General features: G+C 67.2%; 15 protein-coding genes. 5 read left to right on the top strand and 10 right to left on the bottom strand.

The features are described from left to right. The first annotated feature begins 26 nt into the window (after window positions 1–26). From FOB72_RS01080 to FOB72_RS01060, 5 genes are all read left to right on the top strand, one after another. Window positions 27–908 (top strand): aldo/keto reductase family oxidoreductase, encoded by an 882-nt coding sequence (locus FOB72_RS01080; protein WP_150370846.1) that lies wholly within the window; start codon window positions 27–29, stop codon window positions 906–908. Between the two features lie 147 nt (window positions 909–1055). Then, a complete protein-coding gene (locus FOB72_RS01075; RefSeq protein ID WP_150370845.1) occupies window positions 1056–1805 on the top strand; it encodes a M48 family metallopeptidase in 750 nt (249 codons plus the stop codon). Window positions 1806–1955: 150 nt separating this feature from the next. Next, window positions 1956–3668, top strand: coding sequence for an aspartate-alanine antiporter (gene aspT, locus FOB72_RS01070; protein WP_150370844.1), 1713 nt, complete (start codon window positions 1956–1958; stop codon window positions 3666–3668). A gap of 50 nt (window positions 3669–3718) precedes the next feature. After that, on the top strand, window positions 3719–5404 hold the full coding sequence (gene aspT, locus FOB72_RS01065) for an aspartate-alanine antiporter (RefSeq protein WP_150370843.1): 1686 nt from the start codon (window positions 3719–3721) through the stop codon (window positions 5402–5404). Between the two features lie 24 nt (window positions 5405–5428). Beyond that, window positions 5429–7054 carry a bifunctional aspartate transaminase/aspartate 4-decarboxylase gene (locus tag FOB72_RS01060; protein WP_150370842.1) on the top strand — a complete coding sequence of 542 codons (1626 nt, stop codon included), beginning with the start codon at window positions 5429–5431 and terminating at the stop codon, window positions 7052–7054. Window positions 7055–7095: 41 nt separating this feature from the next. Here the strand turns inward: FOB72_RS01060 and hutG are convergent, their stop codons facing one another. From hutG to FOB72_RS01010, 10 genes are all read right to left on the bottom strand, one after another. Beyond that, complete coding sequence (hutG, locus tag FOB72_RS01055; RefSeq protein WP_150373690.1) at window positions 7096–7914, bottom strand: N-formylglutamate deformylase; 819 nt, start codon at window positions 7912–7914, stop codon at window positions 7096–7098. Between the two features lie 58 nt (window positions 7915–7972). Beyond that, the gene (locus tag FOB72_RS01050) at window positions 7973–9373 is read right to left on the bottom strand and encodes a formimidoylglutamate deiminase (RefSeq protein ID WP_150370841.1); all 1401 of its coding nucleotides are present in this window, start codon (window positions 9371–9373) and stop codon (window positions 7973–7975) included. Then, on the bottom strand, window positions 9370–10611 hold the full coding sequence (hutI, locus tag FOB72_RS01045) for an imidazolonepropionase (RefSeq protein ID WP_150370840.1): 1242 nt from the start codon (window positions 10609–10611) through the stop codon (window positions 9370–9372). The genes FOB72_RS01050 and hutI overlap by 4 nt, the downstream gene beginning before the upstream one ends. Further along, a complete protein-coding gene (locus tag FOB72_RS01040; protein ID WP_150370839.1) occupies window positions 10608–11225 on the bottom strand; it encodes a HutD family protein in 618 nt (205 codons plus the stop codon). Before FOB72_RS01040 ends, hutI begins: the two co-directional genes overlap by 4 nt. Continuing rightward, a complete protein-coding gene (gene hutU / locus FOB72_RS01035; protein ID WP_150370838.1) occupies window positions 11222–12940 on the bottom strand; it encodes a urocanate hydratase in 1719 nt (572 codons plus the stop codon). The genes FOB72_RS01040 and hutU overlap by 4 nt, the downstream gene beginning before the upstream one ends. Before the next feature lie 59 nt (window positions 12941–12999). Further along, entirely contained in the window at window positions 13000–14598 is a 1599-nt protein-coding gene (gene hutH, locus FOB72_RS01030; RefSeq protein ID WP_223851377.1) for a histidine ammonia-lyase, read from the bottom strand. A gap of 83 nt (window positions 14599–14681) precedes the next feature. Then, entirely contained in the window at window positions 14682–15449 is a 768-nt protein-coding gene (gene hutC, locus FOB72_RS01025) for a histidine utilization repressor (protein WP_150370837.1), read from the bottom strand. Between the two features lie 5 nt (window positions 15450–15454). Further along, a complete protein-coding gene (locus FOB72_RS01020) occupies window positions 15455–16243 on the bottom strand; it encodes an ABC transporter ATP-binding protein (protein ID WP_150370836.1) in 789 nt (262 codons plus the stop codon). Further along, on the bottom strand, window positions 16240–17106 hold the full coding sequence (locus FOB72_RS01015; RefSeq protein ID WP_150370835.1) for an ABC transporter permease: 867 nt from the start codon (window positions 17104–17106) through the stop codon (window positions 16240–16242). Before FOB72_RS01015 ends, FOB72_RS01020 begins: the two co-directional genes overlap by 4 nt. Window positions 17107–17113: 7 nt before the next feature. After that, complete coding sequence (locus FOB72_RS01010; protein ID WP_223851376.1) at window positions 17114–18076, bottom strand: ABC transporter substrate-binding protein; 963 nt, start codon at window positions 18074–18076, stop codon at window positions 17114–17116. Window positions 18077–18212: the final 136 nt, after the last annotated feature.

The following is an 18212-nucleotide window of genomic DNA, read 5'->3' as shown; positions in this document are numbered from 1 at the left end:
TCTCGATATCCATCGGGAGAATCCACATGACGAACATCGACAACATCACGAAGGGCGGCGCATACGCTCTCGGCAATCGCCGCGTCAACCGCCTTGGCTACGGCGCCATGCAGCTGGCCGGGCCGGGCGTCTTTGGCCCGCCCAGGGACGGCAATGCCGCGCTCGCCGTGCTGCGGGAAGCCATCGCACTAGGCGTCAACCACATCGACACCAGCGACTTCTATGGGCCCCACATCACGAACCAGATCATCCGCCAGGCCCTGCATCCGTATCGCGCGGATCTGACCATCGTGACCAAGGTCGGCGCGAAGCGCGGCGCCGACGCGTCCTGGCTTCCGGCAATGTCGAAAGAAGATCTGTCGCAGGCCGTCCATGACAACCTGCGCAACCTTGGCGTGGACGTTCTCGACGTCGTCAACCTGCGCAGCATGTTCAGCGTGCACGGCCCGGCGGAAGGTTCGCTCGAAGAACCCCTGACTGTGCTGGCCGAACTGCAGCAGCGCGGGCTGATCCGCCATATCGGCCTGAGCAACGTCACGCCCACGCAGATCGGCGAAGGGCAGCGCATCTGTCAGATTGTCTGCGTGCAGAATCAGTACAACCTTGCGCATCGCGCCGACGATGCGCTGATCGATGCCCTGGCGCGCGAGGGCATCGCCTACGTGCCCTTCTTCCCGCTGGGCGGCTTCTCGCCGTTGCAGTCGGCGACGCTGTCCGAGGTGGCCACGCGATTGCAGGCCACACCGATGCAGGTCGCGCTGGCGTGGCTGCTGCGACGATCGCCCAATATCCTGCTGATTCCGGGCACGTCTTCGGTCTTGCATTTGCGCGAAAACCTCGCATCCGCCGAACTGGTGCTGCCCGATGACGCCATCGCCGCGCTCGATGGCATGGCCGACCCGACCTAGCGCCATGCACGGGCACGTGGCGTGCCAGCCGTTTGTCAGACTTCGCCTACTTCCGTGCGTCTGGCTCACGGTCTATCCTGCGGGTTGCGGTCCGGCGCCATGGTGCGGCGGACCGTCCAACGACAACACAAACCTCAGGGAACGACCATGACTCGCATCTCCGCGACGGCGGCGGCCTTTGGCTGCGCGCTCCTGATGGCCGGGTGTGCCGGCACCAACTACGATGGGCTCACGCAGGCCGGCGGCAGCCTGTTCTCCGCGGCGTCGCTGTCCGATGCCAACGTCAAGCAGCTCTCCGACCAGTCCTGCGCGGAGATGGACAAGAAGAACACCGTGGCGACCGCGGACAGCACCTATGCCAAGCGGCTGACCACCATCATGGCCGGCCTCAAGAACACCGGGCTGCCGCTCGATGCCAAGGTCTACATGACCAAGGACGTCAATGCATGGGCGATGGCCAACGGTTGCGTGCGCGTCTATAGCGGCCTCATGGACCTGATGACCGACGACGAGGTGCGCGGTGTGCTCGGCCACGAGATCGGACACGTGGCGCTCGGCCATACCAAGGCCGCGATGCAGGTCGCGTATTCCACCGCGGCCGCGCGGGGCCTGCTCGGGTCGCTGGGCAACACGACGCTCACGGCGCTGTCGTCGTCGCAGGTCGGCGAACTCGGCGAGACCTTTATCAATGCCCAGTTCTCGCAGCGGCAGGAAAGCGCCGCGGACGATTACTCCTACGATCTGCTTACCAAGAACGGGCAGAACCGCCAGGCACTCGTCACCGCGTTCCAGAAGCTGGCGAAGCTCGACGGCGGCAACTCGAGCCTGCTGAGTTCGCATCCGGGCTCCGCCGCGCGCGCCCAGCATATTCAGGACCGGCTCAACAGCGGCAAATAGGTGTTGGCGGCGAGCTTGTTGAAGCCGTTTAAATCACCTTCGAAACGTTTCAATTCCTGACGCGAAACGCCGCGCGGATAATCCTCCACACCCTTGCAGGCAGGGCTGTCATCGTGACTGCAAGGGCGACCTGGAGGCCGCAACCGCGTCATGGAACCTGCGCTCGCACTGCTTGCCGGAAATCCCGAGATCGCGCTCTTTCTGGCGCTGGCGATCGGCCATGCGGTAGGCGCCATCCGCTTCGGGCCGTTCCAGCTCGGCGGCATCTGCGGCACGCTCATCGCCGCGCTCGTCATCGGGCAGGCCGGCGTCCGGCTCGACGACGACGTACGCAACGTCGCGTTCGCACTCTTTATCTTCGCGCTCGGTTTCACGGGCGGCCCGCAGTTCTTCGCCAACGTCGCGAAGGAATGGCGCATCGGCCTGCTGTCGCTCGTCGAAGTCTTCGTACTGCTCGCGCTGCTGGCCATCGCGGTACCGCTGCTGCGGCTGGACCCCGGCACCGCGGCGGGACTGCTGGCGGGCGCGGCCACCGAGTCCGCCGTCATCGGCACCGCCTCGGAAGCCATCGCGCACCTCGGCGTCGATGCCGAGCAGACCCGCGTCCTCCAGAGCCATATCGTCACCGCGTACAGCGTCACGTACCTGTTCGGCCTGATCGCCATCGTGCTGTTCACGAGCCAGCTCGCGCCGTGGCTGCTGCGCGAGAACCTGCGCGAATCGGCGCAGCGACTATGGCAGAAGCTTGGCGGACAGGATGACGGGCAGGACGGCCAGCTCGATGCCTTGCCGCGCATCGTCTCGCGCGTGCTGCGCGTGGGCCCGGCCGGCGAGGCGCTGACGGTCATCGACGCCGAACGCGGCGTCGCGATGGGCGTGACCATCCGCCGCATCCTCCGCGATGGCGAAACGACGAAACCCGCACCGGACGATGTCCTGCATGTCGGCGACATCGTGCTGGCGGTCGGCCGCCGCGATGCCATGGTCGCGTTCGTACCGCGCATCGGCACGGAGGCCGGCGGCCATGACGCGCTGGCCGCCGAGTTCGAGGACGTGATCCAGTGCGAGCAAAGCGTGCTGCTGACGCGCCGCGAAGTCGTCGGCCTCACGCTGTCGCGCCTGCGCGAGATGGCCGATGTCGGCGCGGGCCGCGGCGTCTACCTCGCGAACCTCTCGCGCATGCAGCATCGCGTGCCCCTGCTGCCCGAGACCGTGCTCCAGCGCGCCGACGTGCTCACGCTGTCCGGCCCGCGCGATGCCGTGCAGCACGCGGTGCCGGAGCTCGGCTACGCGATCGTGCCGACGGTTCGCACGGACTTCGTGTTCCTCGGCATCGGCATCCTGCTCGGCATGTGGATCGGCTCGCTGCATGTCGATATCGGTCGCGCCAATCTCACGCTCGGCACGGGGGGCGGCTGCCTCGTCGCGGGCCTCGCATTCGGCTGGCTGCGCGCGCGCGTGCCGCTCATGGGCTCGCTGCCCGGCCCCGCCGCGGAGATTCTCAAGGACTTCGGCCTGGCCACCTTCATCGCCGCGGTGGGACTGAGCGCGGGTCCCGACGCGCTGCGCCTGATCGCGCAGTACGGCCTCGTGCTGCCGATCGCGGGCGTGCTGATCTCGGTGATTCCCGCGGCCATCTCGCTCTACATCGGCCGCCGCTGGCTGCGGCTCGACCTGCCGATCCTGCTCGGCGCCGTTGCCGGCCAGCATTGCAGCACCCCCACGATCATGGCGCTGACCAATGCCGCGGGTAACGGCACGCCCGTGATCGGCTACACGATCACGTACGCAATCTCCAACGTGCTGCTACCGCTTCTCGGCCCCATCGCCGTCACGATGGCCGCCGCCATGGCAGCCCGTTGAACACGATCCCGATTTGCATCGCATCACGGCAATACAAAGAGGAGGTCTTCATGGAATGGCTGCACAACATCTTCCAGAAATCACCGGAGTCCGCGCTGTTCCTGTCGCTGGCGGTCGGCTACGCCCTCGGCAAGATCACGTTCGGCAAGTTCCAGCTCGGCGGCGTGGCCGGATCGCTGCTCGCGGCAGTCGTCATCAGTCAGGTGGGCGTCGAGATCGATAACGGTGTGAAGGCCGTGATGTTCGCGGTGTTCATCTACGCCGTGGGCTATGAAAGCGGCCCGCAGTTCTTCAACTCGCTCAACCGCAGCTCGCTGCGCGAGATCGCGATGGCGGTCTTCATGGCGGTGGCCGGCCTCGTGACCGTCGTCGTGCTGGCCAAGCTCTTCCACCTCGACAAGGGCCTGGCGGCGGGGCTTGCGGCGGGCGGCATGACGCAGTCCGCGATCATCGGCACGGCCGGCGACGCCATCACCAAGCTCGGCCTGCCGCCGGACCAGGTCAAGACGCTGCAGGCCAACGTCGCCATTGGTTATGCGGTGACCTACGTATTCGGCTCGCTCGGCGCGATCATCGTCTGCGTGAACATCCTGCCGCGCTTCATGGGCTCCGACCTCAAGACGGACGCGAAGAAGGTGGAAGCGGCCATGCACGGCGGTCTGCCGCAGTACGGCCCGGGCCAGGCCGGTGCACTGCCCCGCCTCGTGGGCCGCCTGTTCCGCGTGACCGGCGCCGCGGGCAAGACCGTGTCGCAGATCGAGATGGGCGGCGACGACCTCGTCACCGTCGAGAAGATCCAGCGCGCGGGCAAGCCGCTCGAGGTCACGCAGGACACGCTGCTGCAGGCAGGCGACCTCGTGCTGATGGTGGGCCGGCGCGACGCGATGGTACCCACGGCGCTCGTGATCGGCGAGGAAGTCGCCGATGCGGAGGGCATGGGCACGGTCATGCAGACCCGGCGCGCGGTGTTCACGCTCAAGGGCATGAACGACAAGACGCTCGGCGAGATCGTCGCCAATGTCAGCCGAGAGATGCGCCACGGCGTGTACCTCGAACGCATCGAGCGCAACGAGCATCCGCTGCCGCTGCTGCCGGACGTGCATCTGCAGCACGGCGACATCATCACGTTCTACGGCACGCCCGCCGATACCAAGCGCGCGGCGCAACGCGCGGGCTACGAACTGCAGCCCAGCGAGAAGACGGACTTCGTCTACTTCGGCGCCGGCGTGCTCGTGGGCCTGCTCATCGGCCTGCTTGTCGTGCGCATCGGTTCCATCCCGCTCACGCTGGGTTCGGGCGGCGGCGCGCTGCTATCGGGCCTCGTGTTCGGCTGGGCGCGGTCGAAGCATCCGATGTATGGCGCCATGCCGACCGCCGCGTGCCAGTTGCTCAAGGACTTCGGGCTCGCCGCGTTCGTCGCGATCGTCGGTATCAACTCGGGCCTGCAGGCCGTGTCCACGCTCAAGGAGTCCGGGCTGACGATCTTCATTCTCGGCGCGGTCGTCACGCTGCTGCCCCTCTTCCTCACGATGCTGTTCGGCCGTTACGTCCTGCGCTACGACAACTCGGCACTGCTCGCGGGCGCGCTGTCCGGCTCGCGCAGCGCCAACCCCGCGTTCGGCGGGATTCTCGACAAGGCGGAAAGCCCGGTGCCGACCGTGCCGTTCGCCATCACGTATGCCATCGCCAACGTATTGCTGACCCTGCTCGGCCCATTGGTCGTGGGTCTCGTCTAGGTCTCGTCTAAAGGAGCGAAAACCATGAGCAAACCCGATCTCGCCAAGCTGGCCAGCCTGTCGCCATTCGAACTCAAGGACGAACTCATCAAGCTCGCCAGCAGCCGCAGCGACTGCCTGATGCTGAATGCGGGCCGCGGCAATCCGAACTTTCTCGCCACCGTGCCGCGCCATGGCTTCTGGCAGCTCGGCCTGTTCGCGATGCGCGAGTCCGAGCGCTCGTTCTCGTACATGCCCGAGGGCGTCGGCGGGTTTCCGCGGCGCGAAGGCATCGAGGAACGCTTCGACCTGTTCGCGCGCGAATGCGCGGACGCGCCGGGCGTGAAATTCCTCGCGGGCGCGGTGTCGTACGTGCGCGACCAGCTCGGCCTCGACGCCGGCGACTTCCTGTACGAGATGTGCGAGGGCATCCTCGCGTGCAATTATCCGGTGCCGGACCGCATGCTGCGGCTCTCCGAGGAGATCGTCGGCCAATACATCCGCAAGGAGATGATCGGCAATCATCCGTTCATCGGCGAATTCGACCTGTTCGCGGTGGAAGGCGGCACGGCCGCGATGACCTATCTGTTCAACTCGATGCGCGAGAATCATCTGCTCAAGGCCGGCGACACCATCGCGCTCGGCATGCCGATCTTCACGCCCTATATCGAGATTCCCGAGCTCAACGATTACCAGCTCGTGGAGTTGATGATCGATGCCGACGCAGACGCGCGCTGGCAGTATCCGAACAAGGAGCTCGACAAGCTGCGCGACCCCAAGGTCAAGGCGTTCTTCCTCGTCAACCCCAGCAACCCGCCATCGGTGCGGATGAGCGACGAGAGCCTCGAGTACCTCGCCTCGATCATCGAGGAGCGGCCCGACCTGATCATCCTGACCGACGACGTGTACGGCACCTTCGCGGACGACTTCACGTCGCTGTTCGCGCTGTGCCCGCGCAACACGATCCTCGTCTATTCGTTCTCGAAGTATTTCGGCGCCACGGGCTGGCGGCTCGGCGTCATCGCCACGCATCGCGACAACGTGTTCGACGAACAGCTCAAGGCACTGCCCGAAGCCCAGCGCACATCGCTGCACAAGCGCTACAACTCCATCACCACCACACCGGACACGCTCAAGTTCATCGATCGCGTGGTGGCGGACAGCCGCACGGTCGCGCTCAATCACACGGCGGGGCTTTCCACGCCGCAGCAGGTGCAGATGGTGCTGTTCTCGCTGTTCTCGCTCATGGACACGCCCGATGCGTACAAGCAGGCGATGAAGCGGCTCATCCGCAAGCGCAAGGCCGCGCTGTTCCGCGAGATCGGCATCGCGCCCGAGGAAGGCGATCCGAATGTCGTCGATTACTACACGCTGCTCGATATCGAGCAGCTCGGCGGCAAGGCCATCGGCCCGGACTTCGTGAAATGGGTGCTGAGTTCGCAGGAGCCCGTGGAACTGCTGTTCCGGCTGGCCGAGGAAGCGGGTGTGGTGCTGCTGCCGGGACGTGGCTTCGGCACGCGCCATCCGTCCGGGCGCGTATCGCTGGCCAATCTGAACGAATCGGACTACGTGAAGATCGGTCGCTCGATTCGCAAGCTGTTCGAAGAATATGTGGAGAAGTACAACCAGGCGACGGGTAACAAGGCGAACAAGAACGTCGTCAAGAAATAGGCAATAGGCGACAGGGAGGGGGGTGCCCCCCTCCCTTCGCCTTATACCTTCGACTCCACGAACTGCAGCATCGTCTCCAGCATCTTCCGGATCGCGGGCTGCACGCGCGAGGCACGCGACTCGTCGTAGTCGAACGGATAGCTCTCGATCATGTACGCGCTCTGTGCCAGCTCCAGCTGCATCGCATGTACGCCACCGGCCGGATTGCCATACTGCCGCGTGATGTAGCCCCCCTTGAAGCGCCCATTGAGCACGGCCGTATGGCCCGGCACGAGGTTCGCGATCTCGAGCATGCGCGCGGCTAGGCCCGCATCGCTGCTGGCGCCGTTCGCCGATCCCAGATTGAAGTCGGTCAGCTTGCCTTCGAAGAAGCGCGGCAGCACCGAACGGATCGAATGCGCATCCCAGAGGCCGATCGTGCCGTGCTCCGCGCGCAGCCGCGCCAGTTCCTGCTGCAACGCCGTGTGGTACGGATGCCAGATCTTGTCGCGGCGCGTCGCGATCTCGGCATCGTCGGGGCCGTTGGTGCCATCCGCGTAGATCGGCGTCTTGTCGAACGTATCGACCGGGCACAGGCCGGTGGTGTCCTGGCCCGGATACAGGTTCGCGTTATCGGGCGGGCGATTCAGGTCGATCACATAGCGCGAGTGCGTGGCCATGAGGATCGATGCGCCGAGCTCGCGCGCGAAATCGTAGAGTCGGTCCATGTGCCAGTCGGTATCGGGCACGGTGCGCGCCTCGTCGGTCAGGCGCGCGGCCACGGACGGCGGCAGGTAGGTGCCGACGTGCGGCATGGACACGAGTAGCGGGCGTGTGCCGCGGTGCAGCGTGAAAGCGGGGGTATCGGTGGTGAAGGACATCGTGGACATCTTGTCGTCGAGGGTAGACGTGTGGGGCGTATTAGGGACGAATGGGGTCTCAGTCGGTCAGCAGACGCGCGCGCGCGGCGGTGAACAGCGGGCCGGCCTCCGCCTGCAGCGGATGCTCGCCATGCTGCACGCGGCGGACGCCGGCGGTGCGAATTTCCGCTAGTGTCTCATGACCGTGGCTGGCGAACACGTGGACGGCCAGCGCCTGCGGCCCGTCGAGGCCCGCCAGCGCGACACTGCCACCATCGAGCACCGCGAAATCGGCCTGCTGGCCCACCGCAAGACCCGCCACCGCACGGCCCGATGCACGCGCGCCGCCGGCCACGGCCTCGAGCCACAACCGGTCCGCCACCTGCGGATGCGCGCCGGATGCCAGCACATTGCGCCGCTGCAGTCCAAGCCGCTGCCCGTACTCGAACGTGCGCAGCTCCTCGGCCACGCTCACGCTCGCATGGCTGTCCGAACCGATGCCCCATGCGCCGTGCTGCGCCAGATAGGGCGCGGCCTCGAACACGCCGTCGCCAAGATTCGCCTCGGTGGTCGGGCAGATGCCGGCCACCGCGCCGCTCTCCGCAAGGCGGCGGCGTTCGTCCCAGTCCATATGCGTGGCATGCACGAGGCACCAGCGCGCATCGACGTCGGCATGATCGAGCAGCCATGCCACGGGCCGCGTACCGGTCTGCGCGAGGCAATCATCGACCTCGCGCTGCTGTTCCGCGATATGGATATGCACGGGCGCCCGCGCATCCATCGCATGGAGCCCTGCCACCGCCTCGCGCAGGCTCGCGGGCGGCACCGCGCGCAGCGAATGCGGGGCAAGGCCGAGCCGCGCGCCGTGCGCCGCGCACGCGGGCGCCAGTCGCTGCAGCAGCGCGAGCATGGCTTCGGTGCGATGGAGAAAGCGGCGCTGGTCGGGCTGCGCGGGCTTGTCTCCGAAACCCGCGGTCTGGTACAGCACGGGCAGCAGCGTCATGCCGATACCGGTGCGTTGCGCCGCGCGCAGCAGGCGCAGCGACATCTCGGCGGCATCGGCATACGGCTGCCCATCGATATCGTGGTGCACGTAGTGGAACTCGCACACGCTGGTATAGCCCGCGCGCAGCATCTCCACATACAGCTGCGTGGCAATCGCCTCGAGTGTGTCGGGCGACAGCCGCAGCGCGAAGCGATACATCAGCGTGCGCCAGCTCCAGAACGAATCGCCCCCGGCGGGATCGTCGCCGTCCGACGCGCTGCGCAACTCCGTCAGTCCCGCAAAGCCGCGCTGAAACGCGTGCGAATGAAGGTTCGGCATGCCGGGCACCACGGGCCCGGCCGCGTGTTCGACGCCGGCCCCCGGTGTCGCGTTCGGCGTCACCGCCGTCAGCCGGCCCTGCGTGTCCCAGTCCAGCAGCACATCGCTGGCCCATCCCATGGGCAGCAGCGCCTGCCGTGCGAACAGTGTGTTCATGCCGACGCTCCCCGGTACACCTGGCCCCGCCGCACGACGGTCGTGGCCGGATTGCGGCCGAACCAGTAGACGAGCTCGGCCGGCGAGGCGACGTTCCACAGCACGAAGTCCGCATCGCGGCCGGCCGCCAGCAGGCCATGCCGGTCCGCCGCGCCGAGCGCGCGCGCCGCATGCACGGTCACGCCCGCGAGCGCTTCGGGCACGGTCAGGCGGAACAGCGTCGCGGCCATGTTCAGCATCAGCAGCAGCGAGGTGGTCGGCGAGGTGCCCGGGTTGTGATCGGTCGCGATGGCCATCGGCACGCCATGCGCGCGAAGGAGCGCGATGGGCGGCAGATGCGTGTCGCGCAGGAAATAGTAGGCACCGGGCAGCAGCACCGCGACCGTGCCGGCCGCGGCCATCGCCGCCACACCGGCTTCATCGAGATGCTCGAGATGATCGGCCGACAGCGCACGATGACGCGCGGCCAGCGCGGCACCGCCGAGGTTGGTCAGCTGTTCGGCGTGTAGCTTGACGGGCAGGCCATGGCGCGCGGCCGCTTCGAACACGCGCGTGGTCTGCGCCGGCGAGAAGCCGATCGATTCGCAGAACGCATCCACCGCATCCACGAGCCCCTCCTCCGCAAGCGCCGGCAGCATCGTCTCGCAAACGAGCGCGATATAGTCGTCCGCACGCCCCGCATACTCGGGTGGCAACGCATGCGCGCCGAGAAACGTCGTATGCACGGCCACGCCATACGCCTCGCCCAGCCGCCGCGCCACGCGCAACTGCCGGCGCTCGGCCTCGAGCGACAGGCCATAGCCGGACTTGATCTCGATCGCCGTCACGCCTTCGGCAAGCAGCGGTTGCAGGCGCGCGGCGGCCTGCTCGAACAACGCCTGTTCGCTCGCCTCGCGCGTCGCGCGCACCGTGGATACGATGCCCCCGCCCGCGCGCGCAATATCTTCGTAGCTCGCGCCGGCCAGGCGCATCGCGAACTCGTCGGCGCGCTGGCCTCCGTAGACGAGATGCGTATGGCAATCGACGAGCCCGGGCGTGATCCACGCCCCGCCGGCATCGTGGCGCGGCATGGCGTCGCCCGCATACTCGGCAGGCAGTGCCGCATGGGCGCCCACCCACACGATGCGCCCATCGGCCACGACAAGCGCGCCATCGCGCATCGCATGCGCGGGGTCGCCGTCGGGCAGCAGATGGCAGTGGTGCCAGATGCCATCGGCGGCGGTTGCAAGCTGGGTCATATTGGCTCTCCGGTCTGCGCCTGGTATAGCGAGACGCGCAGGCATAGCGCGCCGTCGCCATCGGGCGTCAATGTCGTATCGGGCATCGGCGCGGCAGTCCACAGCATACCGTCACCGGGCGCGAGCCGGTCGCCGCCGGCATCTCGCCAGTCTCCGGCCACGACGCATACCAGCGTCGCGCAATCGCCCGCGATCCGCACCGGGGTCCGCACCGGGGTCCGCACCGGGGTCCGAAGCGCCTCGACCACTGCCCGGCATCGTCCACGCCGCGTCATCACGTTGAAGTCGCGCGTCGGCCCATCGATGAGTGCCGCATCCACCGCGACGTCGCCCGTGAACGCGAACGGTTCGCCGACACGATCGAGCCGGTGCCCGAACGAGCCATCGCGCGCGTCCAGCACCACGCCCGCGCCATCGAGCAGCGCGATCTGCCGATCGATCCCCGGAAACGCCGAGAAAGGGCCATTGGCCACGATATCGGCCACGCTGATGCGCCAGTCGAACGCATCCATCGTCGCACCCGGCGGCCACACCGCGATCTCGCGCGTGATGCCGCCGCCGTTCTTCCAGGCCATCGGCGCGATCCCGTCGAGCGAAAAGCGCCGCACGTTCATCCCTGCTTCACCATCGGCAGGTCGAGCCCTTTCTCCTGCGCGCATTCGATCGCGCTCTCGTAGCCCGCGTCCGCATGGCGCATCACGCCCGTGGCCGGATCGTTCCACAGCACGCGCTCGATGCGCTTTGCCGCCGCATCGGTGCCGTCGCACACGATGACCACGCCCGCATGCTGCGAGAAGCCCATGCCCACGCCACCGCCATGATGCAGGCTGACCCACGTGGCGCCGCCCGCCGTGTTGAGCAGCGCATTGAGCAGCGGCCAGTCCGACACCGCGTCCGATCCGTCGCGCATCGCCTCGGTCTCACGGTTCGGCGATGCCACCGAACCGCAGTCGAGGTGATCGCGCCCGATCACGACCGGCGCCTTGAGCTCGCCGGACTTCACCATTTCGTTGAACGCGAGGCCCGCGCGATGCCGCTCGTCGAGACCGACCCAGCAGATGCGCGACGGCAGCCCCTGGAACGCGATGCGATCGCGCGCCATATCGAGCCAGCGATGCAGCGGCTTGTCGTCCGGGAACAGCTCCTTCATCTTGGCGTCGGTCTTGTAGATATCCTCGGGATCGCCGGAAAGCGCCACCCAGCGGAACGGCCCCTTGCCGCGGCAGAACAGCGGGCGGATATACGCGGGCACGAAACCCGGGAAATCGAACGCGTTGGCCACGCCCTCGTCGAACGCGACCTGGCGGATATTGTTGCCGTAGTCGAGCGTCGGCACGCCCATCTGCCGGAACGCGAGCATGGCCTGCACGTGCTTGACGATGGACGGACGCGCGGCGGCCTCCACCGACTTCGGATCGCGCTTGCGGGCATCCTCCCACTGCTCGACCGTCCAGCCCTCCGGCAGGTAGCCGTTCACGATATCGTGCGCGGACGTCTGGTCCGTGACGATATCGGGGCGCATGCCGCCGGCCTGCGCGCGGCGCACGAGCTCCGGCACGATCTCGGCCGCATTGCCGAGCAGGCCCACGGAGATCGCCTCCTTGTTCTTCGTCGCTTCCGCGATCATGGCGAGCGCTTCGTCGATCGTGGTCGCCTTCTTGTCCAGATAGCGCGTACGCAGGCGGAAGTCGATGCGCGATTCCTGGCATTCGATCGCCAGCACGCACGCGCCGGCCAGCACGCCCGCGAGCGGCTGCGCGCCGCCCATGCCGCCGAGGCCCGCCGTCAGGATCCACTTGCCGGAGAGATCGCCGCCGTAGTGCTGGTTACCGGCTTCGACGAACGTCTCGAACGTGCCCTGCACGATGCCCTGCGTGCCGATGTAGATCCACGAGCCCGCGGTCATCTGGCCGTACATCATCAGTCCCGCGCGATCGAGCTCGTTGAACTTGTCCCAGTTGGCCCAGTGCGGCACGAGGTTCGAGTTCGCGATCAGCACGCGCGGCGCGTCGGGATGCGTGCGGAAGATGCCCACCGGCTTGCCCGACTGCACCAGCAGCGATTCATCCTCGCCCAGCCGGCGCAGGCTGTCGAGAATCGCGTCGAAGCACTCCCAGTTGCGCGCGGCCTTGCCGATGCCGCCATACACCACGAGGTCCTCCGGACGCTCGGCCACCTCGGGATCGAGGTTGTTCTGGATCATGCGATAGGCGGCTTCGATCAGCCAGTTCTTGCAATGCAGCGTATTGCCGCGCGGGGCGCGCACCTCGCGCCGGCCGCGTTGCGGCGCTGCGGTCTGCTGGGCAAATTGATGTTCGTTGGTGTTCATGGTCGGGGGATCCTGTTGGGTAACTGGAGCGTCGGTCGGAGGCGTTGTTCGGACGAGTTTCAGGCGGGGTGCGGGGCGGCGGTCGGCAGCAGCTCGCGCACGGCGGCGGGCCAGCCGGCGCCGGCATCGCCCTGCTGCACCCATTGCTTCATGGCTTCGATATCGGGCGCGAGATACCGGTCGGATTCGACGAACGCGACGCGCGCGCGAATCCGCGCAAGCTCGCTCTCGACCAGCGGGGACGATTTCAGCGGGCGATGGAATTCGATGCCCTGCGCGGCCGCCATCGCTTCGATACCGACGATGACGGCGGTATTGGCCGCCATCTCGCCCAGCCGGCGCGCGCCGTATGTGGCCATCGACACGTGGTCTTCCTGATTCGCCGACGTCGGCAGGCTGTCCACGCTCGATGGATGGGACAGCGCCTTGTTCTCGGACGCCAGCGCGGCCGCCGTGACCTGCGCGATCATGAAGCCCGAGTTCAGGCCGCCATCGCGCACGAGGAACGGCGGCAGCCCAGACAGGCCCGTATCGAGCAGCAGCGCGAGCCGGCGCTCGGAAATCGCGCCAATCTCGGCGATCGCCAGCGCGATGATGTCGGCCGCGAACGCGACGGGCTCCGCGTGGAAATTGCCACCGGACACCACATCGCCGGCCTCGGCGAACACGAGCGGATTGTCGGAAGCCGCATTGGCCTCGATGCGCAGCACGCGCGCAGCGTGCGTCAGGTTGTCCAGGCATGCGCCCATGACCTGCGGCTGGCAGCGAATCGAATACGGATCCTGCACGCGGCCGCAGGCCTTGTGCGAATCGACGATCTCGCTGCCGTCGAGCATTGCGCGCACGGCACCGGCCACGGCGATCTGGCCCGCCTGCCCGCGCGCCGCGTGAATGCGCGCGTCGAACGGCTTGACCGATCCCTTGATGGCTTCGAGCGACAACGCGCCGGCGACGATGCCGGCCGCGAACGCATCTTCGGCCGCGAACAAACCCGCCAGCGCCAGTGCCGTGGAGACCTGCGTACCGTTGAGCAGTGCCAGCCCTTCCTTCGGGCCCAGCGTAAACACGTCGAGGCCCGCGTGCGCGAGCCCTTCGCGCGCCGGCACGCGCCGGCCTTCCACCATCACGTCGCCGACGCCGATCAGCGTGCAGGACATATGCGCGAGCGGCGCGAGGTCGCCCGACGCGCCTACCGACCCCTTGGCCGGAATGCATGGCGTGACGTCGTGGTTCGCGAGCGCCAGCAGCGCCTCGATGATCTCGGGCCGCACACCGGAATGCCCGCGCGCGAGGCTGATCGCCTTGATCGCGAGAATCAGCCGCACGGTATCGGCGGCCAGGTCCGGGCCCGTGCCCACGCTGTGCGACAGCACCAGATTGCGCTGGAGCTCCGCGAGCTTGTCGTGCGGAATGCGCGACTGCGCGAGCTTGCCGAAGCCCGTATTGATGCCGTACACGACCGCGTCGGCCTCGATGATGTCCTGCACGGTCGCCTGCGCGGCGGTCACGCCGGCCCACGCCGCGTCGTCCATCGCCACACGTACCTCGCCGCGATAGATGCGGCGCAGGTCGGCCAGCGTTACCTCGCCGGGCGTCAGCACGAGCCGCGCGCGGCGATCCGCGCCGTGATGGGAAGCGTCGTTCGAAGTTGTCGTCATGTCTCTCTCGAATCTCTTGTATAAGCCTGTCTATACAGCTTAGCCAAAAAATGGCGCGATGGGAATACGGACGTACCTTGCCCCTAGCCGAACGCGGGATTGCCGTCCGCGCGGAACCGGCTGCCAAGGCGATACCGGTTACCCGGATGCAGGCAGCGCACGAACGTCACGGGCGTGCCCGCCGTCCACGTGCGTCGCGTCAGCAGCAGGCACGGCTGCGTCGCCGGCATCTCCAGTTGCGCGGCCTGCTCGGGTGTTGCCGAAATCGCATCGACCACATGCTCCACCTGGTCGTAGGGCACATTGCGCAGCAGGTACTCGCCCGGCTGCGTGTTGCGGAAATCCTGGGTAATGAAGTCGGGCGCGACGCGCGGATTGACGTAGCGGTCTTCGAGCTGGATGGGAACGCCGTCCTCGCGGTGCACGCAGACCGAGTGGAACACGGACTCGCCCGTGCGCAGGTCGAGCGCGGCCGCCACCTCGATCGAGGCCGCCACGCGCTCCACGAGGATCACGTCGCACGCGTAGTCGTGCCCGCGCATGCGGATCTCGTCCTGCAGGTTGACCACGGAGAGCAGCGTCGACTGCGGCTTGTGTTCCGCGACGAACGTGCCGACGCCGGCCACGCGCACCACCCTGCCCTGCTCGGCCAGTTCCCGTAACGCGCGGTTGACCGTCATGCGCGAGACCGAGAACCGCGTCACGAGCTCCTGCTCGGACGGCACGCGGTCGCCCGGACGCCACGCGCCGCTCTGGATCTCGCGGGCGATGTAGTCCTTCACCTGCTGGTAGAGCGCGGCGGGGGCGTTGGGCGTGCCGGTCTGGGACGCCGGGCTGGCTGCGTGGTTCATGGCATTCAGTGCGCGTCGGCGGTCGCCCCGGCGCGTATCTCCGCGCGAATTTCCTCGGTCAGCCTTGCCTTCAAGGCCGAAAATTCGGACGAAGTCTTGATCGTGTAATGGCGCGGATGGGGAAAATCCACCGCGATCTCGCTCTTGATCCGACCCGGGCGCGCGGAAAACACCGCGACACGGTTGGCCATGAAGATGGCCTCGTCGATATCGTGCGTGACGAATAATACCGTCTTGCGCGCGGACTCCCAGATCCCGAGCAGCAACTCCTGCATCAGCACGCGCGTCTGGTTGTCGAGCGCGCCGAACGGCTCGTCGAGCAGCAGGATCTTCGGATCGTTCGCGAGCGCGCGCGCAATCGCGGTACGTTGCTGCATGCCGCCCGACAGCTGCTTCGGAAAATGCCGCTCGAAGCCGCGCAGCCCCACACGCGCGATAAAGAAGTCGCTGCGCTCGCGCTGCTCGGCCTCGCTCATGCCACGCTCGCGCAGGCCGAAGCGCACGTTCTGTTCGATCGTCAGCCACGGAAACAGCGTGTACGACTGGAACACCATGCCGCGGTCGGCGCCGGGGCCGACCACGGGCCGGCCGTCGAGCAGCACACGCCCGCCGGTCGGCCGGTCCAGCCCCGCCACGATGCGCAGCAACGTCGATTTGCCACAGCCCGATGGGCCGAGAATCGTCACGAAGTCGTTGTCGCGGACCTCGAAGTCCACGGGCTGCAGGGCCTGCGTTTCGCCGCCGTTGGGGCTCGTGAACGTGCGCGATACCTGCTGGATGGACAAGGCGCTCATCGGATGGCGCTCCATGGAAACAGCCGGCGGTTGGCCAGCTTGAAGACGAGGTCGGATACCAGCCCGATGCAGCCGATGACGATGATGCCGAAGATGATCTGCCCGGTATTCAGCAGCGCCTGACTGTCGGTGATCATATGGCCGATGCCCGAGGACGAGCCGATCAGTTCGGCCACGATGACATAGGTCCACGCCCAGCCCAGCACCAGCCGCAGGATCTCGGCGATCTCGGGCGCGGCGCCCGGAATCAGCACGCGGCGCACGATGCCGCGCGGCGTCGCGCCCAGCGTATAGGCCGCCTCCACGAGGTCGCGGCGCGCGCCGCCGACGGTCACCGCGACCATCAGCACGATCTGGAAGAACGAGCCGATAAAGATCACGAGCAGCTTCTGCGTCTCGCCGATACCGGCCCACAGGATCAGCAGCGGAATAAACGCGGACGCGGGCAGATAGCGGCAGAACGAGACAAACGGCTCGAAGAAGGCCTCGGCCGCCTTGTAGGCGCCCATCGCGATACCGAGCGGTACCGCGAACGCGGCGGCCAGGACAAAGCCGCCGATCACGCGCCATACCGTCATGCCGATATCGCCGAGGAAGCCGTACTGCGTGAACAGCATCACGCCCTCGCGCGCCATCGTCAGCGGATCGGCGAGGAACGTCTTCGGCACGAGGCCGCCGAACGTCACCGCGGCCCACACCGCGAAGAACAACACGAAGAACGACAGCCCGAGCAGCCAGCGCGCGCGCGGCGACACGGGTTCGAGCGGCAGTTGCCACGGGTGCCGGCGCACGGTCGCCGCCGCGGGCGAGGCGAGCGCGGCCGGGTGGGGCGCGGGGTGCGGAGACTCGATGATCGAAGGCATCGGCGGCTTACTTGAGGAATCGCGCGTCATAGAGCGTGGTCACGTCCGGCACCTGCCGGATCACGCCGATCTCGAGCAGCAGCGCGGCCGACTCCTTGCTGAAGTTCGCGAGTTCGCCCGCGAAGAACGCGCGGTTGGCCTCCTTGTCCTGCCAGCGCAGGTACGCCGACGACTTCGCGAACTGCTCGCCGGTCTGCTTGACCGCGGCGCCCATGATCTCGTTGGACTTCGCCGGATCGCGGCGGATCATCTCGATCGCCTCGAAGTAGCTGTCCACGAGCGCCTGCGCCGCCTTGGGATTGTCCTTGAGCCATTTGGGCGCGCAGCCGAGCGTGTCGGTGACCATCGGGTAGTCGAGCGTCGTCGCGAGGATGCGCCCCTTGTCGGGATTCGCGCGCACCGTCGACAGATACGGCTCGTAGGTCATCGCCGCATCGTTCTGCCCCGCGACGAACGCCTGCGCGGCTGCCTGCGGCGACAGCGTCGTGGTCTTCACGTCCTTGAGCGTCATGCCGTTCTTCTTGAGCATCCATGCCAGCCCGAAGTACGGCGCGGTGCCCGGCGCATCCACGCCGACCGTCTTGCCCTTGAGATCGGCGAACGACTTCACGTCGGCGCGCACGGCCAGGCCGTCGGCGCCGTAGGACTTGTCGAGCTGCACGATCTGGGTGATGGGCACGCCGTTGGCGTTCCACGCCACGTGCGTCTCCACGGTCGTGGCCGCGCACTGGATGGCGCCCGACGCGAGCGCGAGATGACGATCCTTCTGCGGAATCATCTTGATCTCGACATCCACGCCGTTCTTCTTGAAGATGCCCGCCTTGTCCGCGAGCGTCAGTGGCGCAAAGCCGGTCCAGCCGCTCATGCCGAGGGTCACGGGCACGTTCTGCGCATGGACGGCGCCCGCCGCGAAAGCGACGGCTCCCAATGTGGTGACGCGCAGTGCGGTGGCTCGCAGGACTGCAAGCATGGCTCGGGTCATTGCTCTCGGCTCCCTGTAGGACGGTGATGGAAATCTAGCGGCACCTGTCTATACAAGTCAACGGAGGGTTTGCACCGATCCCGCCGGCGTCATGGCGATAATCGAGGCGAAACGCACCATCATG

The organism is Cupriavidus pauculus (assembly GCF_008693385.1).
Classification (GTDB): Bacteria; Pseudomonadota; Gammaproteobacteria; order Burkholderiales; family Burkholderiaceae; genus Cupriavidus; species Cupriavidus pauculus_D.
This window is presented reverse-complemented; position numbering and strand designations above follow the sequence as displayed.